Origin of the sequence: Flagellimonas alginilytica (assembly GCF_042134605.1) — a bacterium.
Lineage (GTDB): Bacteria > Bacteroidota > Bacteroidia > Flavobacteriales > Flavobacteriaceae > Flagellimonas > Flagellimonas alginolytica.
Genome location: NZ_CP169638.1, coordinates 3,140,803 through 3,167,199, shown reverse-complemented (window position 1 = coordinate 3,167,199; position 26,397 = coordinate 3,140,803). Strand labels below are relative to the sequence as shown.

Here is a 26,397-nt window from a genome sequence, read left to right as displayed (position 1 = left end):
CTTAATTGATAATGGAATCATAAATGGCCTGCTGAATTCGAGTCCGCAGTCCTGATTTTATCAATAATGTATTGGTCGCTGTGGGGTAGGTTCTATTGGACAGGAAAACATATACGATCTCCTCATCCGGGTCGGCCCAAGTATAGGTCCCGGTAAAACCGCTGTGCCCAAAACTATTTCTGGAAACACAACCGCAAGTGGGCCCTTTCTCTTCCAACTGCGGCTTATCAAAACCTACGCCACGCCTTACATTCTTATTACAAAAATAGCAGGTATTGAACCGTTTTACGGTACGGGCATTAAAAAAACGTTCCCCACCATAATATCCCCCCTGTAAATACATCTGCATTATTTTAGCCACCTCGTTCGCTGTACTAAAGAGTCCGGCATGGCCTCCTACCCCTCCTTGCATGGCCGCACCCATGTCGTGTACGTAGCCCTGAACCGTTTGGTACCTAAAATAATCGTCCTCTTCCGAAGGAACTATCTCGTCCTTGGAAAATTTGTTAATTGGATTAAAGGTAGTTCGTTGCAAGCCCATGGGGGTGTACAAAAACTCATCCACTAATTCATCTATGGGTCGATTATGTTTTTTTTCGATGTACTCTTTAAATACATAATACCCTATATCGCTATACCTATACCTATTGGATTTTAAGCTCTGTCTTCCAATTCGGTTATAAATTGAGTCCTTAAATGATCTTGTAAGGTACAGGTGTTCAGCTACTTTGTACGGAAATGCTTCAGATGGGTTTTGCCTGTAAAACTCGTTGGAAGGTTTACGGTCCTTATTTAAGGTATCCAGATAAAAAGCAATCCAGGATGGCAATCTGCCGTAGTGGGATAGAGCCTTTAGAACGGTAACATCCTTTAATTCCGTATCCTCATATTCCGGAATCAAATCTTTGAAGGTGTCGTTCAAAGCAATTTCTCCCTCCTCTTCCATTTTCATTATCATCGGCAAGGTGGAAAGAATTTTGGTCAATGATGCCAAATCATAAATGGACTCTTCCGTAATATCCTTTTCCGATCGGTATGTTGGTTTTCCAAAACTTTTGTTGTAGATAACCTTACCCTTGCGGGCCACAAGTACTTGAGCCCCGGGGAACATTAACGAATCCAACCCATGCTGCACCAAGGTATCCACTTCTGCCAACATTTCGGAACTCATACCCACTCGTTCAGGTATACTGTACCCCAACCGCCGTATTGGTTTTACATCGATCCCTGTGCCCACGGGAAACTCATCGTGTGCGGATACAGGCAACTTTCCGGTTGCTCCTATGGCTCCAAAAATGACTTCCGCTACTTTTTTTTGGGCAATCTCACTATTCTGATAACCCACCACTACACCGTCCACCTTATCTAAATTTAAGACGTCCAACATCGCGTATGGTCGTGCAAACAGAGCCAAGATCGTATTGCTGGTCCGCAATCTGGAAATTTCTGCTAACCAAAACAGTTCGTTTTTAGAGAATTTATATCCCTTCCACGGGCTCTCATTGCTTTTATGCAACCCTACGATCACCAAATTAAAATTTGCCAATTCCTTTTTGTACTCCGCAATATCCTTGGCCTTGATATGGGTAACTTTATAAAATCGGTTCAATGCGGTATAAAATGGTGTACCATCATCATCCCCAAAATGGATGTATGCTATTTTTTTATTGTCCAGTTTTTTAATGGGCATTAGGGAAAAATTGTTTTTAGCGACCGTTATGGCCCCCTCAATGGCTTTTTCATAAACCACATCATTCTCCACATGGTTCAGGTCTTCGTACAAGTTTTCCATTTCTACAGGCTGGTAATTGTAGAGGCCCACCTTGTATTTGGCCATTAATATTTTCTTGACGGATTTGGCCAATCGTTCTTCCGAAAAGTCCCCTTTTTTATAAGCTTCTAAAATCTTTTCCTTGGCATTGACTACATTTTCAGGCATTAAAAGCATATCATTTCCGGCTAAAAAGGCCTGTAGTTCAACTTCACCTTCGGGGGCAAATTGGGAAACAGCTTTCATATTCAAGGCATCTGTCAGTACCAAACCATTAAACCCCAATTGCTGCTGCAAGACATCGGTAACTATACTTTTGGAAAGCGACGAAGGGTGCCCTTCCCGGTTTTCCAAACTTGGTACACTCAAATGGGCCACCATTGTTGAGGAAAGCCCACTTTTCATCACATTTTTGAAAGGATATAGTTCAATGGAATCCAAACGTTCCAACGACGACATGATCACAGGTAAAGATTTATGGGAATCGGTAGCGGTATCTCCATGCCCTGGAAAATGTTTACCACTTGAGAGCACCCCCATTGACTCCATTCCCCGAACAAACGCCCTACCTTTTTCCGCTACATTTCTTGGATCTTCACCAAAAGATCGATTTCCGATAATAGGGTTTTTAGGATTGTTGTTCACATCCAGATCGGGCGCAAAATTTATATGCACCCCTAAACGCTTTGCATGCTTTCCTATTTGTTGACCTACACGTTCTACTATACTACTATCTTGTATTGCGCCCAATGTCATGTTCCACGGAAACGCATAAGTGGAATCCAAACGCATGGCCATGCCCCATTCCGCATCGGAACCAATGAGCAAAGGAACTTTGGAAACAGCCTGATAATCGTTGGTCAATTTGGCTTGCTGTAAGGGACCGCCCACCATAAAAATAACCCCACCAATACCATGTTCCTCCACAAGATTTTTTACCCTATCTGTGGCAGCTTGGCTTTGATTGGATGCCACACTGGCCATAAACAGCTGACCAATACGCTCTTCCAACGATAAATTTGCATACGTGTTTTCTACCCAAGCCTTTTGAGCCAAAGAATCTTTGACAACTAGGGGATTATACTGCCCATGGGCATGTAAACAAATCAATAGGAATAGGGGAAAGTAAGGGGTTATCCGCATAAATTTCTTGTCTGAAACTCGAACTAAATACCGATAAAAATATTGCATTTCATCGAGGAAAGTATAAAAATTAAGATAAATTAAGAGGGCTACACAAATCTTGAATGCCAACTTTCGCTTGCGGGGACTTCCCAATTCTCAATATATTCCTGTTTTGTGGCAACTAAATTATTGAAAACGATGGTGTTCGCCGACACGGATTTAGCTTTGGCCAATTTTTTAAAATCCTTTAAAGGTTTGTAGGCAATATATTCACCTTGCTTAAAGGAAACATTCATCCGATCTAGCAATTCCACTTTATATTTTTTCTCCAAACTTTGGATAAAATGTACCGAGGCATCAATGGAGCAACCTGAGGCGCTGGCATTGGTCTGATCTAGCCCAATTATCAAAAATCTTTTGTATTTGATCTCAAAACCGGCATGTAGATCACTTCCATGAGCGGTCCACTCCTTGAGGAAATCCACCATGCTATTTTCCAATTCGGCCAACTCTGATTCTGTAAAGCTCCTATTTGCCTGATAAATCCAAATTCTTGAATGATCTGGCAATTCATTAAAATCCACTAGCATATTCTCTGTCTAAAAATTGATCTTGAACTTATCTTGATCCAAATATTTTACAATCCTTGGGATTTGGCCAACAGTTCGGCCACATCCATAACGGTTACGCTATCTTCCTTTTCGTGCGCTTTTATACCGTCCGTCATCATGGTATTGCAATATGGACAACCTGTGGCAATAATATTTGGATTGGTTTCCAAAGCGTCTTGTGTGCGCATCACATTAATATCCATATCGCCTTTTTCGGGCTCTTTGAACATTTGTGCCCCACCTGCCCCGCAACATAAGGCTGTTTTTTTGTGGCGTTTCATTTCCACTAAATCGGCATTGGTTTTGGCCAGAACTTCACGTGGTGCATCAAAAACGGAATTTGCCCGTCCTAAATAGCAGGGATCGTGGAAGGTTATCCGTTTGCCTTTGTACCCATCACCGGTTATTTGTAAACGTCCGTTGTCCAATAACTCCTTTAGGTATTCGGTATGGTGGACCACATCGTAATTACCGCCAAGTCCCGGATATTCATTTTTTATGGTATTGTACGAGTGCGGGTCACAGGTTACAATCCTCTTTATTTCGTAGCCATTCAACAATTCTATGTTCATCATGGCCTGCATTTGAAACAAAAATTCGTTACCTGCTCTTTTAGCCACATCTCCTGTAGAGCTTTCTTCGGTGCCCAATACAGCGAAATCAACTTCTGCCTTGTTCAATAACTTTACAAAGGCCCTGGAAATCTTTTTGGCACGATCATCGTAACTACCGGCGGAGCCTACCCAAAATAAAATTTCGGGCTGTTTGCCTTCAGCCATAAACTCTTGCATGGTCTTAACCTTCAATTGTTCGCTCATAGTCTTAGATTTATTCGTTAACCCAGTTTAAACGGTCCATTTGGTTGTAAGGCCATGGTGCTCCGTTATTTTCTATATTGGACATCATATTGTTCAATTCGGTCGGTGCTGCTGATTGCTCCATTACCAAATATCGTCTCATCTCCACAATTATGGACAATGGGTCTATGCTTACTGGGCAAGCTTCCACACATGCATTGCAGGTTGTACAGGCCCATAACTCCTCATGACTGATGTAATCGCCCAGCAATTGTTTTCCATCCGGCACAAACTCCCCTTTGTTCGCATCGATAATTTTACCCACTTCTTCCAAACGGTCGCGTGTATCCATCATAATTTTTCTGGGCGACAATTTTTTACCTGTTTGATTGGCCGGACATTCCGATGTACAACGTCCACATTCGGTGCAGGTATAGGCATTTAACAGTTGTACCCAATTCAAATCCGTTACGTCGGATGCTCCAAACTTTTCCGGTTCCGCCGAATCATCTTCTGCAGGTGCGGCAAATGGGTCCGCACTGGGGTCCATCATCAACTTAACTTCTTTTGTGACGGATGCCAGATTATTGAATTGTCCCTGTGGCCTTACTTTTCCGTAATAGGTATTGGGGAAGGCCAAAAGTATATGTAAATGTTTTGAGTAGTATAGGTAATTTAAAAAGGCCAGTATTCCCAATATATGAATCCACCAAGCGGTTCTTTCAACCATGATCAAAGACGACTCCGAAAGTCCCTGCAATAAGGGAGCAATAAATTGACTCACGGGAAAAGCGCCCGCTTTTGCGTAGTGTTCCGCTCCGAGTTGCTGTAGTTGAAAATCTGCAGCGTTCATGGTGAGAAACAAGGCCATCAGAACGAGTTCTATATACAAAATCAAGTTTCCGTCCTTTTTGGGCCAACCTTTCATTTCGGGCTTTATAAATCGCTGTATTCTGATTATGTTCCTTCTAATCCAGAAAACGACCACTGCTACGATTACCATAAGGGCCAATACTTCGAAGGCCCCTATTAAAAAGTTATAAATGGAACCCAGTGGTGCAAAAATTCTATGGGTGCCCAATAGTCCGTCGAGAATGATCTCCAATACTTCTATATTTATAATGATAAAGCCGACATACACGATAATATGCAGTAATCCTGCTATGGGCCGAACGACCATTTTGGTCTGTCCCAAAGCTATTTTTGCCATATTTTTCCAACGTTGTGGTTTATTGTCGCTAACATCTACATCTTTTCCGAGCTTAATGTTCCTGGACAATTTTTTAACGTTGCGCACAAAAAACCCAATTCCAACAATTAGGGCTATTGCGAAAGCTATATTGGGCAAATATTCCATTATTGATTCTCTTTTTGTTCAGTTGTGTTATTTTCTTCTGCCGGGTCGTTTTCCGGAAGGGTGTACTCCTTTTGCTTTTTGCCAAAAACGGAAACGTTCACATATCGCTTCGGATTTAACCTAAAATCCTGTAAAAGCAGATCCAATTCTCTTGATGCCGCAGCCAAATTATCGTAAAGGGCTTCATCTTTACTTAATTTACCCAAAGAGCCTTCACCATTTTCTATCTTCGACAGAATACCGTTCAATTTTATCACTGTGGATTGGAATTCGGATAGGGTTCCACCCAAATCAGCACTAACCAAAGAATCGGATAATTGAGAAAAGTTGCTGGTTATTTTGCTCACATTTTTTAACGAGCTGTCCAATTGTGTCTTATTATTCTCCAACAATACGTTTAAATTATCGGCACTGCCCTTAAATGCCCGTACCAGTTCGTTTAGAGAAACTATGGTTTCCTGTAATTTATTCTTGGTGGGATCATCCAATATTTGGTTTACGTTCATCAACAAAGAGTCTGCATGGGAAACTGCCCCCTCAACCTTCATTTGGAGTGGTGTTAGCTTCTGCTGGACCAATTCTGTTAAACCTGGTTTTATCTGTGATTTTAAGGTATCACCAGATTTTGCCATGGGTGCCTGATCAAAAACCGGAACGATCTGAACCCCTTTACCTCCAATTATCCCTGTATCAAAAAGTTCGGCCACACTGTTTTCGGAGAACTCGAACTCATTGTTAATGGATATGGTGACCAATAGCTTACCTGAACTATCCTTGAACTTTATGCTGGTAACGTTACCTACATTGTAACCGTTAATGGAGACCTGGGTACCAGGCTGCAATCCGCCAACGTTGTCGTAAACGGCGTAAAAAGTTTTGTTGTTTTCAAAAAGCGGAGAGGATTTTAAGTAGCTGAGCCCAAAAATAAAGGCTATGATACCTGCAACTACGATAATCCCAGTTTTTACTTCCCTGGATAGTTTCAAAAGATTCGGTTTATGGTTATAACAAAATTAGGAATAATTTTTACACTTGATCCCTTGTTGCTCAACTACTTTAAAGCTTCGGCTATAGTGACCCGTCTCCCATTTTTATATGCCACAATGTATGAAGTTGTATACCCCTTGGCATCCGCTTCCCGTTTTAATTTCTTCGCTTCATCCAAAGTATCGGCACTTCCAAACATATATCGGAACATATTTTTGTACGGTTCTTTGGATAGATTGTTCAATCCATTAAAATTATCCGGGATCAATGGAATTGTTTTTCCGCTGGCCATTAATTGAACTTTGAACTCCACACCGGAAGTTACCGCTCTCTTTTCAGTGTCGTCCTTGGTTTCTTGTATTGTACCAGATGTTGTACTTGTTTGGCTCTCCTTTGGCTTTTCTTCTTCGTTTTTAGTCTCCTCCGGTATGTTTACGGCCACCTCTGTATCCTCAATTTTTGGGGTAGATGTAACCGGTGCAGCATTGAAGCCCATATCCTTTTTATAGGCCAATATGGATTCCGCGATGGCCTTGCCCATTTCGTTCTGTCCTTTTTTCGAGTTTAGATAGCTGCCCTCGTTTTTATTGGTCAAAAAACCAGCTTCGATCAACACGCTTGGCATAAAAGTTTGGTGCAGGACAATAAAACCTGCCTGTTTTACTTTTCTGTCCTTGCGTTTAAGCTTTACCGTAAAATTATCCTGAAGCTTTTTTCCCAAAAGGATACTTTGATCCAAAAACTCTTCTTGCATTATGGTAAGGCCGATCACCGACTCCGGAGAATTGATATCGTACTCGGCATATCGCTGCTCATAATCGTCCTCCAAATAAATAACCGAGTTTTCCTTTTTGGCCACTTCAAAGTTCTGGCGGTTGGCATGTAGTCCCAACACATAGGTTTCCGTTCCGTAGGCATCCGAGTTGTGGGCATTACAATGCACGGATACAAAAAGATCAGCATTGGCCTGGTTGGCGATCTGGCCCCTTTCGAACAAATCTACAAAAGTGTCGTCATCTCGGGTGTACACCACTTTTATATCCGGATGTTTTTTTAACTCTTCGCCAATTTTGAGCACTATGGCCAATGCTATTTTCTTTTCCAGATAACCATTGCCTATGTTACCAGGATCATGGCCGCCATGTCCGGCATCCAGTACCACAACGAATTTATCCTTGGTTTCGACCTCGGTGTCATTTTTGTTAAAAGAGGTCAATGGAAGGACCAATAGGAGAAAAAATAAAAATGTCAACCGACTGTTATTCATAAGAACTGAGTAATTAAAGCGTTCCATAATGGTTAAAAATATTGTAATCCCCAATTAGTAGAACAAAAAATATATGTAAGTTTGACCCCTAAACTGGGCCGACTAGCACAAAAATAGGATTTATCACGTTGCAACCAAATAAACATTTTTTACTTTTCCTATTTGTTCTTCTTTGTGGCATAGCAACCTTAAGTGCTCAGGAAGACCTTATTAAGCCTTTGCCCATAAAGGTGTCCAAGGATAGCATTTCCGCTCCTTTATTGCCTTCAAATATTCTAAACGATTCTACTCGGGTGGATTCTACAAGCACAGATTCCGTGCCAAAAAAACAACCATTGTTGTTGGATAAAATCCAGTACAAAGCAAAGGACTATGTTAAATTGAGTCAAAAGGACAACAAGATCTATTTGTACGACGAAGCTGAAATCTACTATCAGGACACAGAATTGAAGGCTGGGGTAATTGTAATGGATTATGTTAAAAATGAAGTATACGCGGGCAGAATGAAGGATTCCTTGGGCAATTATTCACAACTGCCTTTTTTTAAGCAAGGTGATCAGGAAGTTCGGCCAGATTCCATTCGATTTAATTTTGACACCCAAAAGGCTTTGATCTGGAATTCGCGAACCGAACAACAGGCAGGATTGGGGCAATTGGGAAGCGATGCCATGAAGGTGTACGCCCAAAAAACCAAAAAGGAAAACGATTCGGTCTATTTTATGAGCGAAGGCAAGCTAACCACCTCTAGCGATACAGTGAATCCCGACTATTACATTCGGGTAAGAAAAGCCAAATTTGTACCCAAAAAGAAAATTATCGCAGGTTACAGCAATATGTACATTGCAGATGTGCCCACCCCTATTGCCCTACCCTTTGCTTACTTTCCATTGACCACAGGGAGGGTTGCGGGAATATTGTTCCCTACCTTTGGTAACGACCCCAATAGAGGTTACTTTATCCAAAACGGTGGGTACTACCTTCCTATTAGCGATTATGTGGATTTGAGCATTACCGGGGATTATTACACCAACGGCAGCTATGGCCTACAGGGACAGTCCATCTACTCTAAACGATATAAGTTCAAAGGGAACATAAACATTAGCTACGAAAACTTGATCACAAGTCAAAAAGGCTTCGATGATTATAGTAGAACCAGTAATTACAATATTCGAATTTCCCATTCACAGGACACCAAGGCCAGCCCCAACTCTCGTTTTTCCGCATCGGTGAACCTGGGGTCGAGCCAGTATTATACCAACTCGCTGAACCAAGTAAACCGAAACAATACACAGACAAACACCTTTGCATCGTCCATTAGTTACTCCAAAACTTTTCCGGAATATCCATCGGTGAATACAAGTTTAACGGTGAGCCACACCCAGAACTCGCGAACACAGGTAATCAATATGTCCTTACCAACATTCCAGGCCAGTATGGAACGTATTTATCCATTTGTAAAACGGGATGAAATCAAAAAGGGCATTTTTGAAAACATCAATTTTCAGTACGATGTCAATGCACAGAACAGCATAACCACGGACGAGGAGAACTTTTTTAAAAGCGGTATGTTCGATGAGGCTCGCATAGGTGCCCGACACAGAATACCCATTGCCACCAATTTTAAATTAGCCAAATATTTAAGTGTGAGCTTAAGCGGAAACTACGAGGATATCTGGACTTTTAAAACCATTAGAAGGCAATATGATTCGGAGGCGGCACAAGTTGTGAGCGATACCATTAATGGCTTTGATCGTTTTAACCGATACAGTTTAGGAACAAGTATCGGTACCACCGTATATGGAACATGGAACTTTGGTGAGGACAAAAAAATACAGGCCTTGCGCCACGTAATGCGACCTTCGGTAAGTTATAGTTATACCCCCTCTTTTGAGCAGTTTTATGAATCCTATACAGATGGTGATGGTGAAGAGGTTCAATACACCCCTTTTGAAACGAGCATTTATGGTAGACCATCATTAACCAAGGGAAGCTCTCTGAACTTCTCACTCCAAAACTCACTTGAGGCCAAGGTGCGGGACAAGGATTCCACAGCTACCGAACCACGCAAAGTAAAAATATTGAGCAACTTGACCTTCGGGGCCAGTTACAACCTGGAAGCGGACTCTTTAAGACTGAGTCCGATCAGCATGAGCGGTGCAACCGAAATTATAAAAAATGTACCTATAAATTTTGCAGCTACGTTCGATCCGTATGCCATAGACAATAACGGCCGAAGAATCAACACCTTAAATATAAAAAATGGTGGTGGGCTTGCCCGTTTAACGTCGGCACGAGTGAATACCAGCTTTTCCGTGAACAGTGAAATGTTCCAAAAAGGAGGAGCCAAAGAAAAAAGCGACAGGGACAAACAATCCAGCTTTAGCGACAACCCATTTGCCATGGACGATGTCCGGGGAGATGCCGGTTCGCGTTTTGACAATAGAGGGAGTTCACAAGATAGTAACAAACAAGAAAACGAAGAACAGCCCATATACAACAATAAACTCCCTTGGGACGCCAGATTCACCTATGTTGCATCGTATAACAACTCCAATAGGCAAAGTGAAATCACCAACCACTCGCTAATGTTCTCCGGAAACATTCAGTTAACACCTAAATGGGAGGTTGGCTTCAACTCGGGATACGATCTAAAGAACAAAGGTTTTACCGATACCCGTTTTGCCTTTAAACGCGACCTTGGCAGTTTTAGGTTAAGTTTTGACTGGACTCCATTTGGTAGATATGAGCGCTGGTATTTCTTTATTGGTATAAAGAGTTCTATTTTGAGCGACATTAAATGGGAGAACAGAAGTCAACGATAAATCATGTTGATATTATTTATCTTCACTAACTAAAACCTTCTTTTAAATGAAAAAAATAATTAATACCCCAAAAGCACCTGCACCCATTGGTCCATACAATCAGGCTGTACTGATCAAGGATACCCTTTATATTTCCGGGCAGATTCCTATTGATCCTTCCACGGGAAAATTGGTCGAGGGTGACATCCAAAAAGAGACCAAACAATCCATGGAGAATTTAAAAGCCATTCTGGAAGAGGCCGATATGAGTTTTGAGCATGTGATCAAGACCTCGATTTTTATTAAGGACATGAACCAATTCGCACAGATCAACGAGGTTTACGGCACTTATTTTAATGCAGATACAGCTCCTGCAAGAGAAACTGTGGAGGTAGCCAATCTTCCCAAGTTCGTAAACGTGGAAATTTCTATGATCGCGGTCAGATAGTTTCGCGATGGAACTCTACAAGACCTTCAATGGGTCTTCTTCGGATCACACCCAGAATTAAATCGTTGCGCTCCAGGCAAGCCGTTAGTTCGTCCCTTAAAAAATGGGCAATACTGCCAACAAAGCTTACGGGAACTTTGGTGGCTAGTTCGTATTGCATTATATAATTGTTAACGAACTGTTGCAATCCCTTTTCTATGACCCCCTTGCAATAAGGATGCTCTTTGTTCTCTATAATAAAACGTGCAAATGTGGCCAAATAGGTGTTAGGGTTGGGTTGTTTGTACAGATGATCTTTAATAACATCTGCATCCAAGTCGTATTCCTTGGCGAATTTCATCCCAAGATCCTGTGGCATTTTATGAAAATAGTAGTCCCTTATCAGTTTTCTTCCAAAAAAGTTTCCACTTCCATCATCCATTAAGATATACCCCAACGAAGTTACCTTTTGGATCAATTGATGGCCATCATAATAACTGCAATTGGATCCTGTGCCCAAAATACAGACAATACCTTGTCTTCCAATTTTGGTCGTGGAATAGATTGCGGCATAGGTATCCTCCCTTACCTCTGCTTTGGCATTGGGAAAGAAGTCCTTGAAAATGGACTTTAAAAAATTCTTCATTCTATCGGTACCGCATCCGGCACCATAGAAGTACAACTGACGTACATCCTGTCTGTTTTTGGAAAGCTCAAAATTATTGGCCAATCGATCCTCGATCACTTCTTTAGTCAATACCTCGGGGCTTAAACCTAAAGTTTGGGTAACAAACAATTGTTTACCACTTTCGTCAAGAGCGATCCAATCCGATTTTGTGGCTCCGCTATCCACTATCAAAACCATACGTCTATATTTTATATTAAAATCCTGAAGAGGGGAAATCCCTCTTCAGGACAAGAACTATTTTAGATAAAGATTATAGGCTTGCAGCGTGCAATGCCAAATCAACTAGTTTATTGGAGTATCCAGTTTCGTTATCGTACCAAGAAACCACTTTGAAGAACTTGGAATTCAATTCGATTCCAGCGCCTGCATCAAAAATGGAGGTCCTAACATCCCCTACGAAATCCTGAGATACCACCAATTCCTCGGTATAACCAAGAATTCCGGCCAATTCACCTTCAGATGCAGTTTTCATGGCTTTCTTAATTTCTTCGTAAGAGGTTTCCTTTTCCAAACGAACGGTCAAATCCACTACGGAAACATCTGCCGTAGGCACTCTAAAGGCCATACCTGTAAGTTTCCCTTCCAATGCCGGGATTACCTTGGTCACTGCTTTGGCAGCCCCTGTTGATGCCGGAATAATGTTCAATAAAGCACTTCGTCCCCCTCTGTAATCCTTTTTGGAAGGACCGTCCACAGTTAATTGAGTGGCCGTGGTAGCGTGAACAGTGGTCATCAATCCTTCGTCAATACCAAAGTTATCGTCCAACACCTTGGCAATTGGTGCCAAACAGTTAGTGGTACAAGATGCGTTGGAAATAATTGTATCGGTTGCTTTAACATCTTTATGGTTAACTCCCATTACAAACATCGGTGCATCTTTGGATGGAGCGGAAATAACCACTTTTTTGGCCCCTCCGTCGATGTGGCTTTGTGCCATGTCCAAAGTAGTGAAGATTCCCGTACACTCCGCAACTATCTCAGCTCCTACCGCATCCCATTTTAAGTTTTTAGGGTCACGCTCGGCAGTTATTCTGATGGTTTTACCGTTTACGACCAAGTTTCCGTCCTTAACTTCCACGGTACCGTCAAAATTACCATGTACCGAATCATACTTCAATAAATACGCAAGGTGTTCAACATCCAACAAATCGTTGATTGCAACTACATCTACGTCGCCTCTTTTTACGGTTGCTCTAAATACCAACCTTCCAATTCTACCGAATCCGTTGATTCCAATTTTCAAATTTGACATATTTTCTTTTTTTGTCATTAAAATTATGTTGTCATTATATCTGAAACCCTTATGAGTTCCTCGTCGATCTCCGTATGTGCTTTAATGGCTTCCGCCAAGGGCGTAAGCACCATTTTGGTATCCCTTATCCCTACCATTTGATTGGACTTGCCCTCCAAAAGGCTTTCAACGGCTTTCACTCCCATCCTACTGGCCAGAACACGATCAAAACAAGTTGGGTTGCCCCCTCGTTGCATATGTCCGAGAACGGACACCCTAACATCGTAAATGGGCAAATGCTCCTCTACGTATTCTTTTAGTTCGAATACATTTTTACCGGTTTTATCGCCTTCTGCCACAATTACAATACTGGACGATTTACCTGAGGCCTTGCTGCGTTTTAAGGATTCCAATAAACGCTCCAATCCTAAATTTTGTTCGGGAATCAGAATTTCCTCGGCTCCTGCCCCTACTCCCGCGTTAAGTGCAATATGACCGACATCCCTACCCATTACTTCCACAAAGAACAATCGGTTGTGCGAGCTTGCGGTATCCCGAATTTTATCGATAGCATCGACCACGGTATTTATGGCCGTATCGAAACCTAACGTATAGGAAGACCCCAAAATATCGTTGTCTATGGTCCCGGGAATTCCCATTACGGGAAACCCGTATTCGTCGTTGAACATAAGGGCGCCGGTAAAGCTTCCATTACCTCCAATGACCACAAAGGCATCTATGCCTTCCTTGACCAATTGGTCGTGGGCTTTTTTTCTTCCCTCTTTGGTCCTAAACTCTTCGCAACGGGCAGATTTTAGTATTGTTCCTCCTTTGTTGATAATGTTGTTTACACTACGTGCATCGAAGGTCTTAAAGTCGCCCTCGATCATCCCCTGGTATCCTCTGTAGATACCCACACATTCTATTTTTAGATAAGCACAGGTCCGGACCACGGAACGAATCGCGGCATTCATTCCAGGAGAGTCTCCACCTGATGTAAGTACTCCTATTTTTTTAATTTTTGAAGCCATTCAAATTTTTAAGAGATCAAAGCTAGGAAACTTTATTCAAATTTTGAATGTCTTGATAATATATTTGATTTAAACAAATTTCTCAAACGTTTTCGTAATAAATTAATCAAAAAACTTTGAAAAATATAAATTCTTTTTGGGGTATTAGGGGCGATTTGCAGGCTTTTGTGAAAAGCGGATCAAGCTGTCCTTACCCATAACCTGAGAGGGTTGTTTTTGAGAGGGTGTTTCCTTTTTATTTTCCTCTTTTTCTTTTTTGTTGAACACTTTTCGCATCAGTTCTCTAAAGCTATTAAAATCAACCTGATAGGACAGACCAATACCTTGTGTATACCCTTGGCGTTCTGCCAAAAACTGTTGTATCTGGTTTTCCCTATTGAATATTTTGGCGCTCAAGGTCCCTTCATCGTTCAACAATATTTGGACTTCAACATCTCCCGCAACTACAGTCTCGGAAACTCCGCCGACAGGCACCCCTACCCTTCCATTGACCAATATTCGGTCCGAAATCTGCGTGGTCACGGTAACCCCGATACGATCTTCGGTGGATATATCGGCGTTGGGATCGTTATATCCTTGCTCATAGGATAGACCAAAATTGAGTTTGTCGTTATTGCCGGATAAAATTTGATTGAACAGTCCCGAAGCTGTTTGAATCAGGTTTCCGGTAACCGCTTGTTGATTGATCCCGCCGGATTGAGGGTTCACAAATGTTCCTTGCGCCAACAGAAAAAAGGCGTTACGCTCTTTAATGGTCGGATCCTGCAATCGATACTCAAGTTCGGATTGCACCACGGAATTGGTCCCTGGGAAGTCAATATCAAAATTAATATTGGGGCTCTCCAGTTCTCCATCCAATCGCACCACAACCTCTGTGGGTATTCTGCCCGTGTACCCGGCGTTGTCCAAAAGAGGGGCCGGGTTGGCATTTAGAGAATAAACGGCTTCCAGGTTCAACTGTGCCGCCAATGGGTCTCTTTCCCAAAGAATGGTGCCCCCGGGCCTAACCTTGAACTTTTTGTCGATAACGCCACCGTATTTAAAATTGTATTCTCCAGTTACGGCCACAAACTCCCCGTACATGTTAAATTTACCGTTGGTATTGATCTCGATCAACAAAATACCTTCCCCTGTTCCCTTTAAGGAACTGCCCGTACTTTGGTCCACTACGATTTCTACTTCGGCCTCGGGAGTGACCGCAAGATCGAACGCCATTTCCAACCCTTGATAATCCTCCAGCACCCGTTCTTCTTCAAAAGAGTTGGATGTTCCTTTTTCTATAAAGTTGATAAAGGAATAGTCGCCGACGCTCGTTACATCGCTCAAAGGTATTTTTAAAGCGGTACCGGCAGCCGTTATTGCATCCACCGAAATGGTAAGGGCGTCCGTTGGCCCATAAATACTACCTGTACCATTTATAAAGCCCGTACCATAATACAGGGACTCTTCATCATACTCGGTATTTAAGATCATAAAACGATCGTTTTGGGTATCCACGTCGAGGCCAAGGTACCAATCATCAAACCCTGTGTGACTAATAGTGCCATCCATAGTCGCAGTGGTCTTTTCTTCCACATCGGACAGCTCTACATTTTCAAAATAAAAGGTTTGATCAAATAAACGTACTTGGGAATAGGGCGCAAAATCGTAATCCACATTAAGGTATGGGATTCCAATTCCCGCATCGTTTAAACTGAGAACGCCATTTATAGAAGGGTTGTTTACATTGCCCGTGATCGTTGCATTTCCGCTCACTTTCCCCCTAATGTTGGAAATTATATCTTCTCCCAAGGGACCAAAGGGTTCCAATGCGAAATCAGAAAAATTGGCCGCAAGGTCCAATTCTTGTTTGTTGTTATAATTGGTTACCTTTCCATTAATGCTCATCCTTTCTTTGCCACCGTCGTTCAGCCAAGTACTTACACCGAACTCGGTAAGGTCGTTATTGCCGTAGATGCCTACTTCCAAATCACCCATCCGCATGGTATTCACGCTAAAATCTTTGATGTTGAGGCTGGATGTCGGCAAATATTTCCCATCTTTTTGAAGGATATTGAGAAATCCATCTACTTCACCATCCAGTTTTAGACTATCAATGGACGGTGTAATCTTGTTCAAGGAGACCAACTTAAATTGAAGGTCGAGATCTTTGTATGTGGAATCCGCAAACTCGCCTCGCAATCGAATCTGCTCGTTGTTATTGTTGTCCATTACCACATCTTCAATACGAATACTATCCAGTGCACTATTGAATATCACCTTGTTTTTTCGATTTCCCTCTTTATTGAGCACCCAGGTATTGCCCTTAAAGCTAACATCAGATCGCTTGAGGCCGATCACAGATCTATTGTTTTGGTTAAAAGTGTGGTAAAAATTTAGGTTGTAACTATCATCGTACTCACTTCCGCCTTTAAACTCTGTTCTAAAGAACAGGGTATCCTTTAGTGTAGTGTTGATAAGGCTAAAGTCTTTGATGTCGTAGTACACTGTGGACATATCCTCTACGGAAACGAAGGTGTTGAAGAGTGGGTTCTTATTATCGATTTGCAGCTCTATATTGTCGAACTTGTTACCGAACGCCTCAATACTCGGCGATTTAAAGGTTAGTTTAAAATCGCTTTTATCGGCCTCTATTGCCCCGCGTATAAAGGTATTGGAACCAAAGGCCATTTCGGGGACAAAAACGTCCACGATCTTGTTGTATATCCTAAAGTTAAAATCCAAATATTGACCTTCTGAAATTTGGTAAGGTTGATAGTTGGTGTAAATACTACCAACGGAATTCTGCACCAATTTACCCAATTCGTTTACCTTAAAACTACCGCGCATGTACCCGGTAATAATATCCGGCGAATTGATCTCGATGGTGCGGATGGTATCTTGGGCAAAGGAGGAAACCACGTTAAAATCCTCAAAATAATATGTGTCGTTTATATTTTGATATGTTGTATTGGAAAATCGCAGTTGACCGGCTATATCATCCAAATTGTTGCCCTCGATGTCCATATCTATATGTCCTTTGAATATCGAGATACTGTCGTTGATAAAATTTAATTCCTTGAGATCGGCATAATCGACCGCTGCAACAAAATTGAATTTGTTCTGTCGACTGCCAAAATTGGCCAAGCCTTGAAAATCGAACCTAAAGTTATCGTCGTTGCACAATAGGACACCATCGAACAATTGATTTTTTAATATACCGGTTACCTTTATCTTGTTGTATTCATAATCATTGAACTCGATTTTGTAAACATCACCGGATATTTCCGTATTCAGACTTTCTGCCACGAATCCCTTCCCCTCGACATTCATATCCATGGATGCCATGCCCAAATCTTGATTATCTATAAACTCCCCGAGATTAAAATCTATCAACGATATAAAACCCATATAAGAAGCATCTTCAATGGTCTGTACATTCGTCATTTGAAGATCCACGTAGCAATTCCCTACCGCGGTATTCAAATTAGCCGTTACATCTATGGAGGTTTCTGTTATTTCGGTATCGCCCCGAACGGTAAATTGCCCAAGCTTTTGAACCGATTCGGGAATATTTTGACCCAAAATGTTTGGCAATATGCTCCTAAGCTGGTAGTAACTTGATGTTAGATTATCAATTTCCCCTTTTAACACAAACGGTGCTTGTTCGCTAAACATGTTATCGAACCTAAAATCTCCTCGTATTCCAGTATTATCCGTAAACAAAAAGAGGTCTTCCACCTGTAATTGATTGAGGACCCCACTAAAATTTCCGGTAAAGTTGACCACCTTGTCCGCTCCAAATTCATTAAAAAAAGCATTGATCTCGTTAAGGGCTACGGAGGATTCCTTGAAACTCGCATCTATGTTCACTAAATCCACAAAGTTCGCCAAATGTTCTCTTTCGTAGTTAAAGACCAGATTCCCTTTCAGTTCCGATTGCTCGGTGTCTATCAACAAGGAGTCAAAACGCATTTGTTGTTTGGTATAGGTAAATTCGGCAGCCAGTTTTTTAAGTCGAATACCCCGTTTTGCCAAAGTGGAGAGATTATCGATTTTTAAGGATACATCTGGACCCAAAATCTGAAAATCACGGGCCATGACAGCAATCTCCGAAAAATTCAACACCTCTTCCAACTCTAGATTTTCATCAACAAGTCTAAACTTGCCATTATTGATCTGTATCCCATCCGACGACAGAAAAAATGGAGGTGTTCCCGGGTCTCTTGGCGAGCCATCGTCCAGCTTGTCCACAAAAACGTCCAAATTGGTGTCGGTCTCCCCTTCATAAGTCTTTAGATTAAAGGTAAGTCCGTCCACTTCTATATCTCCAAACTCCATTTTATTGTTGACCATATTCCGCATATTTAAAATGGAAGTGGACAATTTATGGATGTAGATAAGTGTGTCCTGTTGGTAATCTTCTACATAGATGCCCTTTATGCCTGCATTTAAATTGAACAGCGACATACTAATGCGGTCTATACGAATGTTGGTGCCAAATTCCTCGTTCAACGAATCCATGGCGTACTTGCCCAATCTGGTCTGTACAACGGGCAAGGAAAGAACCAGCGATCCCAATACCATGATTAGGATGATGGCCAAAAGCAAACGCAACAGTATTTTACGAAGTTTTTTGATAGGGCTTTTATGTTTTACCTTTGTCAACCAATTTTTGTTCCAAAACCTGTGGAAAATTCTAAAAAATATATTCTTGCCATAGAATCCTCTTGTGACGATACCTCAGCGGCCATACTTTGCCATACAAAAGTACTGAGCAATGTGGTAGCCACCCAAGAAATCCACAAGCAATATGGAGGTGTTGTCCCCGAATTGGCTTCGAGGGCGCATCAACAAAATATTGTTCCCGTGGTACACCAAGCCTTGGCCAAGGCAAATATCGATAAAAAACAGCTATCCGCCATAGCTTTTACCAGAGGACCAGGACTCATGGGCTCCCTGCTCGTGGGCACTTCTTTTGCAAAGTCGTTGGCCTTGGGGCTCAATATTCCCTTGATCGAGGTCAACCATATGGAAGCTCATATTCTGGCCCATTTTATTGAGGACGAAAGTCAGACCGCGCCCACTTTCCCCTTTTTGGCAATGACCATTAGCGGGGGGCACACACAAATCGTTAAGGTTTCCGATTATTTTGAGATGGAAGTTATGGGCGAGACCTTGGACGATGCGGTCGGCGAAGCTTTTGACAAAAGTGCCAAATTGATGGGGCTACCTTATCCCGGAGGGCCACTTATCGACAAATATGCCAAACTAGGCAATCCAAAGGCATACACATTTCCAAAACCAAAAGTTGATGGGCTTAATTTTAGCTTTAGCGGGTTAAAAACCAGTATTCTCTACTTTTTACAGCGAGAAAGCCAAAAAAATCCTGATTTTATTTCCCAGAACATGAACGATATTTGTGCCTCGGTACAGTTTACCATCTTGGAAATATTAATGGAGAAATTACAAATGGCCGTAGAGCAGACGGGAATAAAACAAATAGCCATTGGTGGTGGCGTTGCTGCCAATTCCGGAATTCGGGGAAGACTTAAAGATGCCGAGGAAAACTTGGGCTGGCAAACCTTTATCCCTAAATTTGAATACTGTACCGATAATGCGGCGATGATCGGAATCGTGGGGCTCCTTAAATTTTACCGAGGTGATTTTACGGACCAAAGTGTTGCGGCCAAAGCCAGATACGCCATCGGTAGTTAATTAACACCTCTCAAAATGCAACTTTTTTACAACCCCTTGTTGGACAACAGTGCAAAACAATTTATTTTTCCACCGGAAGAGAGCAAGCACATAGTGCGGGTTTTACGAAAGTCGGAAGGAGACATTGTACATATTACCAATGGTAAAGGGTATTTGTTCGAAGCGGAGATATTGGTGCCCGATCAAAAAAAATGCAAGGCAAGGATTATTTCAGAAAAAAAATCCATACCCAAACGTTATAAATTACACATGGTCGTGGCTCCAACAAAAATGAACGACCGTTACGAATGGTTTTTGGAAAAAGCGACAGAAATCGGCGTGGATGAGATTACACCCATAATTTGTGAACATTCCGAAAGAAAGACCGTTAAAATGGAACGGATGGAGCGAGTACTTCAATCGGCCATGAAACAGTCCCTACAAACCGTTTTACCCAAATTGAATCCCCCGATTAGCTGCAAAGAATTTTTAGAGAACGATACCGCTCTAGGATACCGGTTCATTGCCCATTGCCAAAATGAGGAAAAAATGGAATTGAAGCGAAAAATTATCGCGGACAATGACACCACCATACTTATTGGGCCGGAAGGGGATTTTTCCAAATCGGAAATCGACTTGGCCAGAGAAAAAGGCTATGTCCCTATTTCTTTGGGAGCCAATCGACTTAGGACCGAAACTGCCGCCATTGTGGCATGCACAACCGTGGCCATTATTAATAGTTAACGTACAATTCTTTTTTGGGCCGCCCAAAGTATATCTCGATCTTGGTTTTCCACAATCACGACCAGGGTCAAACCATCGTTTTGTTGAACCAGATCCGGAACTTTCAGCGATACTTCATTTTTACGCAACCTTAAGTCCGCCCTTTTTTCCGCGACAACAATATTACTGTTCTTAAGCTTTTTATTTCTATTTTCTCCCCTGTTCACCATCGTTTCCCTCTCGTCAATTACCAATAAGGCCCTCATCCATTTTTGGTCCGGAGCCGTTATAATGTTGGAAGTAAACGAAAGTACACCATCGGACAATGTTGTTTCACATATTTCCACAAGTTTCGCCGAACTATCGAAAGTATGCTCCGTGACCTTCGATTGGAGTATCGATCTATTGGAGCCTACAAAATGCTCCTTCCCGTTTACGACCATTTGAGGGGTGTAGATGTTGCGTTGGTCAAATTTATGGGCATACGCTTTTTGTTTTTCGGTAAAAGCATGGTCGGAAAAAGGATCTTCCCAGCCAATGTAATTCCAATAATCCACATGATAGGACAACGCGATCACCTCTTCTGGGTAATCACTCTTTACTTGATCCAATAGTGCATCGGCAGGCGGGCAACTGGAGCAGCCCTGAGAAGTAAAAAGCTCCAGAACAACTGGATTATTTTTCTTAGCGACTTCTGGTGCAATTTTATTGGCCGTATAAAGTGTATATAAAGACAAGGCAAAAAAGGTAAATGATAGAATTATGGCCTTTTTAATCATGAATGCTGTACTTTTGGTTATATAGTTATTCGTTTTAAGATGGGGCAACTTACCAGATCAGTATGTACTTTAACTTTTTTTATGATTACCATGGCATCCGCACAGGAGATTGCCATTCTTAAATACGGTGGTGGTGGTGATTGGTATTCCAACCCAACCGCTGTTCCCAACCTGATAGAATTCTGCAACACCAATATAGGCACCACAATCAAACCTGAACCGGAAACCGTAGAGGTCGGCAGTATTTCACTATTTAAGTTTCCGTTCCTGCACATGACCGGGCACGGAAATGTCTACTTTTCGGATGAAGAGGCGGAAAACCTAAGAACTTATCTTTTATCCGGTGGATTTTTACATATCGATGACAATTACGGCATGGAACCATATTTAAAAAGGGAATTGGCCAAAGTCTTCCCCGATATGCCCTTGGAAGAGCTGGGCGTGGATCATCCCATATTTTCACAAAAGTTCCAGTTTCCCAACGGATTGCCCAAAATACATGAGCACGATGGAAAAAGACCCCAGGCCTTTGGTATTTTTGACGAGGGGCGACTGGTGCTGTTATACACCTTTGAATGCGATCTTGGAGATGGTTGGGAAGACCCTTCCGTGCACAACGACCCGGAAGAAGTTCGCATAAAGGCCCTCCAAATGGGCGCCAACATAATTGAATACGCTTTTAAAAGTTAACACATGAATGCTAAGATAATTGCCAACGGAATACTCAGGGCCGTAGCCATATTGGTCGGAATTGCACTTATTTGCTGGTTTTTCTTTAAAATACAATCCGTTTTGGCCTATTTGGCCATGGCTGCGGTGTTGGCTTTACTGGGAAGGCCCATTGTTATGTTTTTAAGGAGAAAACTAAGGTTTCCCAACACCTTGGCCGTAGTGGCGACAATGGTGTTTATGATTTCTATTTTTTTGGGCATATTGGCACTCTTTATACCACTGATTTCCGAACAGAGCAAGAACTTATCGCTTTTGGACATTGAAGCGCTTAAAGGCAACCTAAATACACTTTATCTGCAGACGCTGGATTATTTTGGTGCCTCCACAGGGAGTTTTAATAATCTTTTGGATGAATCCCATATCGAAGAAAATGTTTTAAAAGAATTAGATCTCGGCTTTATCCCAAATTTTCTCAACTCCTTTGTAAATCTATTGAGCAATTTTAGTATCGGTTTGTTTTCTGTCCTCTTTATTTCGTTCTTTTTTTTAAAGGACAGTAAATTGATGCAAAATGGAATATTGACTTTTGTTCCGGATAACAAAGAAAGTAACTTGATAAAATCCATAGACAAGATCAACAATTTACTTTCCAGATATTTCGCAGGAATACTTTTACAATTATTTATCCTCTTTGTAATTTACACGATTGCGCTGTTGATCGTTGGTGTCGAAAACGCCATTGTAATAGCATTTTTGTGTTCGCTGTTCAACATTATACCATACATAGGGCCCATTATTGGGGGAGCTGTTATGATCACCCTTACCATGACCAGTTTTATCGATGCCGATTTTAGTACCGTTATTTTACCAAAAGCACTCTATGTTTTACTTGGATTGACCATAGGTCAGCTCATCGACAATTTCTTTTCACAGCCCTTTATTTTTTCCACAAGCGTAAAGTCGCACCCTCTGGAAATTTTCCTCATTATTATAATAGCCGGTCTTCTATTTGGTGTGGTCGGCATGGTAATCGCCGTACCGGGGTATACCGCAATAAAGGTGATTTTAAAGGAGTTTTTAGCTGAGTATTCCATAGTGAAGAAGTTGACTAAAAATTTATAGTATCACTTTGAATAAATTAATACTAAATACTGGTGTACAGGATTTTATAAACAAAAATTTATTGTCTGACATCATGTCAGTTTTACTATCAAAACCTATTTTTGAAGGTATTGGACAAAAAGAACTGGCTGAGCAGATCGAAGCCAAAAAGAAATGTAGGGAAAAGCTGCCCACTTGGTTTAATGCACCAAATATTTATTACCCGAACAAACTTAATATTGAACAGACCAGTTCGGAACTTACTGCAGAATACAAGTCGCAATTGGTCCATGGAAAATCTTTGATCGACCTCACGGGAGGTATGGGGGTCGACAGTTACTATTTTGCGCGAAAGGTCCTTAAGGTTCTTCATTGTGAAATAAATTTGGGATTGAGCACCATTGCTTCACATAATTTTAAAATATTAGGACAAAAAAATATTACTTGTATTCCCGAAGATGGGATCGATTTTTTAATGCGTTCCGATCATAATTTTGATTGGGCCTATATTGACCCTTCCCGAAGAAGTGATAAAAAAGGAAAGGTATTTTTACTTGAGGATTGCCTACCTAATGTACCGGGCCATCTAGCTTCGATTTTTAAAAAAACGTCGAACATCCTTTTGAAGACTTCTCCGCTTTTGGATATAAAAATGGGAGTCCAAGCTTTGGGTTTTGTAAAGGATATCTTTGTTGTGGCCGTGCAAAACGATGTCAAAGAATTATTATTTGTTCTGGAAAAAGGATATTCGGGACCTATTCAAATTACTGCCGCGAATATAAAGCCCAACAAAATAGACGAGTTTACATTTTCTTTGGAATCGGAACCACTGACCAGTTGCAATTATGCCTTGCCATCCATCTATTTGTACGAACCAAATGCAGCCATTTTAAAGTCAGGTGGGTTTAGGTCGGTAGCCCAAGCGCATGGTGTACATAAACTGCACGTGAACTCCCATTTATACAGCTCGGAAAACCTAGTGGAATTTCCCGGCAGACGGTTTAAGATCCAACAAGTATTGCCCTATTCCAAAAAAACATTGAAAACGCTTTCCTTCTCAAAGGCCAATATTACCATCCGAAACTTCCCCATTTCGGTAGCGGAAATCCGTAAAAAACACAAAATTAAAGAGGGTGGTGACCATTACCTTTTCTTTACCCAAGATCTGGAGGAAAATTTAATCGTTCTGGTCTGTTCCAAAATCTAATCTGGGCATTCCCATTTAAAATTGGCCACCTTATCGTTAGATGCCGCCGATAGATTATAGTGCCACCACTCTGTCCTAATGGACCAGAACCCATGAGCCTCCATGGTCTCTTTCAATAATTTACGGTTGTCGAGAATTTCTTGTGGCAAATCCATATTGTCGTGATAGGCCTTTTTTCCAAAGTAATCAAAGTCGGTGCCCATATCTAGCTCCTTACCCTCCAAGTCCACCAGTGTGATGTCCACGGCACCTCCCTTGTTATGGATAGATCCCTTATCGGGGTTGGCAACGTATTGAGGGTTGGGAACAATCTCCCACATTTTGAATTGCACGGAATTGGGACGATAACAATCAAAAAACTTGATCTTTACCCCCTTCTCCATAAAATCCTTATTGGCTCTGATCAGAGCCTTTGCCGTTTTTGCACGGGTATAGCACTCAGGGCAATCGTACACTTTTGCTTTTAAAAAATTGTTCTCTGTGGCATAGCGCATGTCGTATGCAAAATCCTCACTAAAATCGGCAAGTCGTACAAAGGTGGTATCCGCTATCCCTTCAAATGTTTTTAAGGTGGTTTTTTTCTGCTCTACATTGGTGTCTTTTGGAATTGTATCCATTACAATCTCTGCATCCGATCGGGTTGAATCGTTTTTGGGCACATTGGGTTGCTGCTTGCAGGCCCCAAGAATCAAAACACCCATAAAAATCCAGGAGTACTTCATTTATATCAATTTATCCGTTTTTGTTTGGTGAACCAAGTGTATAAAGAATCCGTAGTGTAGGCCCTGCTCCATGCATTGTGTCCTACTCCTTTGTAACGGGTATACCGTATATCTTGCCCCATGCTTCTCAATTTTTCCACCATCCTGTCAGATTCCTCGACCCCAATTACCTTATCCTCCTCTCCATGGAAAACCCAAATAGGCAAATCTCTATCTATCCAATGTGCATAAGGTACGGGCGCCATGCCACAAACTACCGCCATGGCCGCGAACTTTTCCGGATATTGTGTGGCCATTTCCCAAGCTGCACTTCCTCCACGGCTCAGACCGGTTAGGTAAATCCGTTTTTTGTCCACTCTATTGTTACTTGCCACAGAATCCATAAGTTGGACTACGGCTTGGGTATTCCACCATTTTTTAATGTGCGGGTTTTGCGGGGCCAAGACCAAAAATGGAAATTGCTTGCCCTCCGCCAACATTTTTGGGGGTCCGTTTTTCTTGATCTCACCTATATCCCTTCCCGATTCTCCTCCGCCATGTAAAAAAAGTAGTAGAGGGAACTCCTTATCGGAATCAAAATAGTCCTCTGGGTAGTATAAATAGTATTGTAGGTTTTCTACAGTAACGGCGTCCAGTTCATCCTGAATTAAATGCGATTGTGCTGCGCACCCTTGCATTAAGAGCAGTAACATGGAACATACCGAAAATTTAAAAATGGACTTACACATTTCTGAAACAAGTTACAAAAGTTTATCCGCGATTTCTTTCCAACTATCGGCTCGTTCAAAATTCGACACATTTACATTGTGGGGCGAAGTAAACATTATGGACCTTCCGGAGAAGGGTGCAAGATTTTTACTCCGATCATCAATTAGCACATCGCCTTTTAACACATGCTTATCTCCACATAAAATTCGTTTTTGCCATGAAATAAATGGGAAGTGCTGATCCAACCAATCCGATTTTTCCCTTAGGGACTGCGGAAATTCCATAGCTGCGGATGCTATGTACACATCGTGTTTTTCACTCAAAGCTTTGAGTACCTCTTGGCTATCGGCGATAATACTTAAATCCTTAAAAAAACAATCCCTGTAGGTATGGTTCTTTATTGTTTGCTGATGCTCCTCGGGCACACATTGCCAAACTTCTTTGCCGAGGCAGTCTGCCGCCATTAATTGAGCATTGAACTCTTTATTATAAATATCTATATGGGCTTGGTAGGCATCTGCGATCACCTCGTCCATATCAACAAAAATGGTCATGCCATAATTTTTTGTGAAGTACGGTAATACTCTTCATATTTAAAAACCAAGTTTATCAATGTTTTGTTAAGAGGTGGGCATTGGACCACAAATGTGTTTTTATTCTAGCTAAGTTATTTTTCGCCTCATTTGAATAAATTAATTTTGTAAAGGTGTACTCAA

General features: G+C 41.6%; 21 protein-coding genes. 7 read left to right on the top strand and 14 right to left on the bottom strand.

Features of this window, described 5'->3' with window-relative positions; translation table 11 throughout:
- Position 1: 1 nt before the first annotated feature.
- From ABTP35_RS14175 to ABTP35_RS14150, 6 genes are all read right to left on the bottom strand, one after another.
- Entirely contained in the window at positions 2 to 2,914 is a 2,913-nt protein-coding gene (locus tag ABTP35_RS14175) for a glycoside hydrolase family 3 N-terminal domain-containing protein (protein ID WP_293295471.1), read from the bottom strand.
- 89 nt (positions 2,915 to 3,003) lie between these two features.
- Positions 3,004 to 3,486, bottom strand: a complete 483-nt coding sequence (locus tag ABTP35_RS14170; protein ID WP_293295473.1) for an ABC transporter ATPase — start codon at positions 3,484 to 3,486, stop codon at positions 3,004 to 3,006.
- 47 nt (positions 3,487 to 3,533) lie between these two features.
- Complete coding sequence (locus ABTP35_RS14165; protein ID WP_252079556.1) at positions 3,534 to 4,325, bottom strand: (Fe-S)-binding protein; 792 nt, start codon at positions 4,323 to 4,325, stop codon at positions 3,534 to 3,536.
- 10 nt (positions 4,326 to 4,335) lie between these two features.
- On the bottom strand, positions 4,336 to 5,661 hold the full coding sequence (locus tag ABTP35_RS14160; protein ID WP_224837166.1) for a (Fe-S)-binding protein: 1,326 nt from the start codon (positions 5,659 to 5,661) through the stop codon (positions 4,336 to 4,338).
- Positions 5,661 to 6,647, bottom strand: coding sequence for an MlaD family protein (locus tag ABTP35_RS14155; RefSeq protein WP_224837165.1), 987 nt, complete (start codon positions 6,645 to 6,647; stop codon positions 5,661 to 5,663). Before ABTP35_RS14155 ends, ABTP35_RS14160 begins: the two co-directional genes overlap by 1 nt.
- Before the next feature lie 65 nt (positions 6,648 to 6,712).
- Positions 6,713 to 7,915 (bottom strand): N-acetylmuramoyl-L-alanine amidase, encoded by a 1,203-nt coding sequence (locus ABTP35_RS14150; protein WP_293295476.1) that lies wholly within the window; start codon positions 7,913 to 7,915, stop codon positions 6,713 to 6,715.
- A 128-nt stretch (positions 7,916 to 8,043) separates the two neighbouring features.
- Here ABTP35_RS14150 and ABTP35_RS14145 point away from each other — a divergent pair, with 128 nt between their 5' ends.
- Both ABTP35_RS14145 and ABTP35_RS14140 read left to right on the top strand, forming a co-directional pair.
- Positions 8,044 to 10,737 carry a putative LPS assembly protein LptD gene (locus tag ABTP35_RS14145; protein WP_375334264.1) on the top strand — a complete coding sequence of 898 codons (2,694 nt, stop codon included), beginning with the start codon at positions 8,044 to 8,046 and terminating at the stop codon, positions 10,735 to 10,737.
- Positions 10,738 to 10,783: 46 nt separating this feature from the next.
- Entirely contained in the window at positions 10,784 to 11,164 is a 381-nt protein-coding gene (locus tag ABTP35_RS14140; RefSeq protein ID WP_224837162.1) for a RidA family protein, read from the top strand.
- On the opposite strand, the gene ABTP35_RS14135 is transcribed toward ABTP35_RS14140, so the two are convergent.
- The 4 genes from ABTP35_RS14135 to ABTP35_RS14120 all read right to left on the bottom strand — a co-directional run bounded on the left by ABTP35_RS14135 (position 11,157) and on the right by ABTP35_RS14120 (position 18,659).
- Positions 11,157 to 12,008, bottom strand: a complete 852-nt coding sequence (locus ABTP35_RS14135; RefSeq protein WP_224837161.1) for an N-acetylglucosamine kinase — start codon at positions 12,006 to 12,008, stop codon at positions 11,157 to 11,159. The two genes, ABTP35_RS14140 and ABTP35_RS14135, sit on opposite strands and share 8 nt — an antisense overlap.
- A 73-nt stretch (positions 12,009 to 12,081) precedes the next feature.
- Positions 12,082 to 13,083, bottom strand: a complete 1,002-nt coding sequence (gap, locus tag ABTP35_RS14130; protein WP_252079552.1) for a type I glyceraldehyde-3-phosphate dehydrogenase — start codon at positions 13,081 to 13,083, stop codon at positions 12,082 to 12,084.
- Between the two features lie 23 nt (positions 13,084 to 13,106).
- Positions 13,107 to 14,093 carry a 6-phosphofructokinase gene (gene pfkA / locus ABTP35_RS14125; RefSeq protein ID WP_224837159.1) on the bottom strand — a complete coding sequence of 329 codons (987 nt, stop codon included), beginning with the start codon at positions 14,091 to 14,093 and terminating at the stop codon, positions 13,107 to 13,109.
- Positions 14,094 to 14,237: 144 nt separating this feature from the next.
- Complete coding sequence (locus ABTP35_RS14120) at positions 14,238 to 18,659, bottom strand: translocation/assembly module TamB domain-containing protein (RefSeq protein WP_293299195.1); 4,422 nt, start codon at positions 18,657 to 18,659, stop codon at positions 14,238 to 14,240.
- A 63-nt stretch (positions 18,660 to 18,722) separates the two neighbouring features.
- Between ABTP35_RS14120 and tsaD the strand changes: the two genes are divergently transcribed.
- Together tsaD and ABTP35_RS14110 are read left to right on the top strand one after the other, a co-directional pair.
- Positions 18,723 to 19,790, top strand: coding sequence for a tRNA (adenosine(37)-N6)-threonylcarbamoyltransferase complex transferase subunit TsaD (gene tsaD, locus ABTP35_RS14115; RefSeq protein ID WP_293295482.1), 1,068 nt, complete (start codon positions 18,723 to 18,725; stop codon positions 19,788 to 19,790).
- Between the two features lie 15 nt (positions 19,791 to 19,805).
- Positions 19,806 to 20,513 carry a 16S rRNA (uracil(1498)-N(3))-methyltransferase gene (locus ABTP35_RS14110; protein ID WP_293295483.1) on the top strand — a complete coding sequence of 236 codons (708 nt, stop codon included), beginning with the start codon at positions 19,806 to 19,808 and terminating at the stop codon, positions 20,511 to 20,513.
- On the opposite strand, the gene ABTP35_RS14105 is transcribed toward ABTP35_RS14110, so the two are convergent.
- Complete coding sequence (locus tag ABTP35_RS14105) at positions 20,510 to 21,271, bottom strand: DUF1223 domain-containing protein (RefSeq protein WP_293295485.1); 762 nt, start codon at positions 21,269 to 21,271, stop codon at positions 20,510 to 20,512. The two genes, ABTP35_RS14110 and ABTP35_RS14105, sit on opposite strands and share 4 nt — an antisense overlap.
- Positions 21,272 to 21,352: 81 nt before the next feature.
- On the opposite strand from ABTP35_RS14105, the gene ABTP35_RS14100 reads away from it, so the two are divergent.
- From ABTP35_RS14100 to ABTP35_RS14090, 3 genes are all read left to right on the top strand, one after another.
- Positions 21,353 to 21,961, top strand: a complete 609-nt coding sequence (locus ABTP35_RS14100; RefSeq protein WP_252079548.1) for a DUF4159 domain-containing protein — start codon at positions 21,353 to 21,355, stop codon at positions 21,959 to 21,961.
- Between the two features lie 3 nt (positions 21,962 to 21,964).
- Positions 21,965 to 23,065 carry an AI-2E family transporter gene (locus ABTP35_RS14095; RefSeq protein ID WP_293295488.1) on the top strand — a complete coding sequence of 367 codons (1,101 nt, stop codon included), beginning with the start codon at positions 21,965 to 21,967 and terminating at the stop codon, positions 23,063 to 23,065.
- Between the two features lie 73 nt (positions 23,066 to 23,138).
- Entirely contained in the window at positions 23,139 to 24,251 is a 1,113-nt protein-coding gene (locus tag ABTP35_RS14090) for a class I SAM-dependent methyltransferase (protein WP_313790249.1), read from the top strand.
- On the opposite strand, the gene ABTP35_RS14085 is transcribed toward ABTP35_RS14090, so the two are convergent.
- From ABTP35_RS14085 to ABTP35_RS14075, 3 genes are read right to left on the bottom strand one after another with little or no spacing between them, the layout of a single operon-like run.
- Positions 24,248 to 24,973: a M15 family metallopeptidase gene (locus ABTP35_RS14085; protein WP_293295492.1), complete on the bottom strand. Its 726-nt coding sequence runs from the start codon at positions 24,971 to 24,973 to the stop codon at positions 24,248 to 24,250. The two genes, ABTP35_RS14090 and ABTP35_RS14085, sit on opposite strands and share 4 nt — an antisense overlap.
- A gap of 5 nt (positions 24,974 to 24,978) precedes the next feature.
- Positions 24,979 to 25,665 (bottom strand): dienelactone hydrolase family protein, encoded by a 687-nt coding sequence (locus ABTP35_RS14080; RefSeq protein WP_293295494.1) that lies wholly within the window; start codon positions 25,663 to 25,665, stop codon positions 24,979 to 24,981.
- A 48-nt stretch (positions 25,666 to 25,713) separates the two neighbouring features.
- Positions 25,714 to 26,235: a 5'(3')-deoxyribonucleotidase gene (locus ABTP35_RS14075; protein ID WP_293295496.1), complete on the bottom strand. Its 522-nt coding sequence runs from the start codon at positions 26,233 to 26,235 to the stop codon at positions 25,714 to 25,716.
- Positions 26,236 to 26,397: the final 162 nt, after the last annotated feature.

Excerpts from the sequence above, each read along its gene's own strand:
- ABTP35_RS14140 (WP_224837162.1), top strand. The coding sequence starts at position 10,784 with ATGAAAAAAATAATTAATACCCCAAAAGCACCTGCACCCATTGGTCCA.
- ABTP35_RS14075 (WP_293295496.1), bottom strand. The coding sequence starts at position 26,235 with ATGACCATTTTTGTTGATATGGACGAGGTGATCGCAGATGCCTACCAA.
- ABTP35_RS14160 (WP_224837166.1), bottom strand. The coding sequence starts at position 5,661 with ATGGAATATTTGCCCAATATAGCTTTCGCAATAGCCCTAATTGTTGGA.
- ABTP35_RS14095 (WP_293295488.1), top strand. The coding sequence starts at position 21,965 with ATGAATGCTAAGATAATTGCCAACGGAATACTCAGGGCCGTAGCCATA.
- ABTP35_RS14085 (WP_293295492.1), bottom strand. The coding sequence starts at position 24,973 with ATGAAGTACTCCTGGATTTTTATGGGTGTTTTGATTCTTGGGGCCTGC.
- ABTP35_RS14175 (WP_293295471.1), bottom strand. The coding sequence starts at position 2,914 with ATGCGGATAACCCCTTACTTTCCCCTATTCCTATTGATTTGTTTACAT.
- ABTP35_RS14170 (WP_293295473.1), bottom strand. The coding sequence starts at position 3,486 with ATGCTAGTGGATTTTAATGAATTGCCAGATCATTCAAGAATTTGGATT.
- gap (WP_252079552.1), bottom strand. The coding sequence starts at position 13,083 with ATGTCAAATTTGAAAATTGGAATCAACGGATTCGGTAGAATTGGAAGG.
- ABTP35_RS14100 (WP_252079548.1), top strand. The coding sequence starts at position 21,353 with ATGATTACCATGGCATCCGCACAGGAGATTGCCATTCTTAAATACGGT.
- ABTP35_RS14080 (WP_293295494.1), bottom strand. The coding sequence starts at position 25,665 with ATGTTACTGCTCTTAATGCAAGGGTGCGCAGCACAATCGCATTTAATT.
- ABTP35_RS14165 (WP_252079556.1), bottom strand. The coding sequence starts at position 4,325 with ATGAGCGAACAATTGAAGGTTAAGACCATGCAAGAGTTTATGGCTGAA.
- pfkA (WP_224837159.1), bottom strand. The coding sequence starts at position 14,093 with ATGGCTTCAAAAATTAAAAAAATAGGAGTACTTACATCAGGTGGAGAC.
- ABTP35_RS14135 (WP_224837161.1), bottom strand. The coding sequence starts at position 12,008 with ATGGTTTTGATAGTGGATAGCGGAGCCACAAAATCGGATTGGATCGCT.
- ABTP35_RS14090 (WP_313790249.1), top strand. The coding sequence starts at position 23,139 with ATGTCAGTTTTACTATCAAAACCTATTTTTGAAGGTATTGGACAAAAA.
- ABTP35_RS14110 (WP_293295483.1), top strand. The coding sequence starts at position 19,806 with ATGCAACTTTTTTACAACCCCTTGTTGGACAACAGTGCAAAACAATTT.
- ABTP35_RS14150 (WP_293295476.1), bottom strand. The coding sequence starts at position 7,915 with ATGAATAACAGTCGGTTGACATTTTTATTTTTTCTCCTATTGGTCCTT.
- ABTP35_RS14120 (WP_293299195.1), bottom strand. The coding sequence starts at position 18,659 with ATGGTATTGGGATCGCTGGTTCTTTCCTTGCCCGTTGTACAGACCAGA.
- tsaD (WP_293295482.1), top strand. The coding sequence starts at position 18,723 with ATGTTTTACCTTTGTCAACCAATTTTTGTTCCAAAACCTGTGGAAAAT.
- ABTP35_RS14105 (WP_293295485.1), bottom strand. The coding sequence starts at position 21,271 with ATGATTAAAAAGGCCATAATTCTATCATTTACCTTTTTTGCCTTGTCT.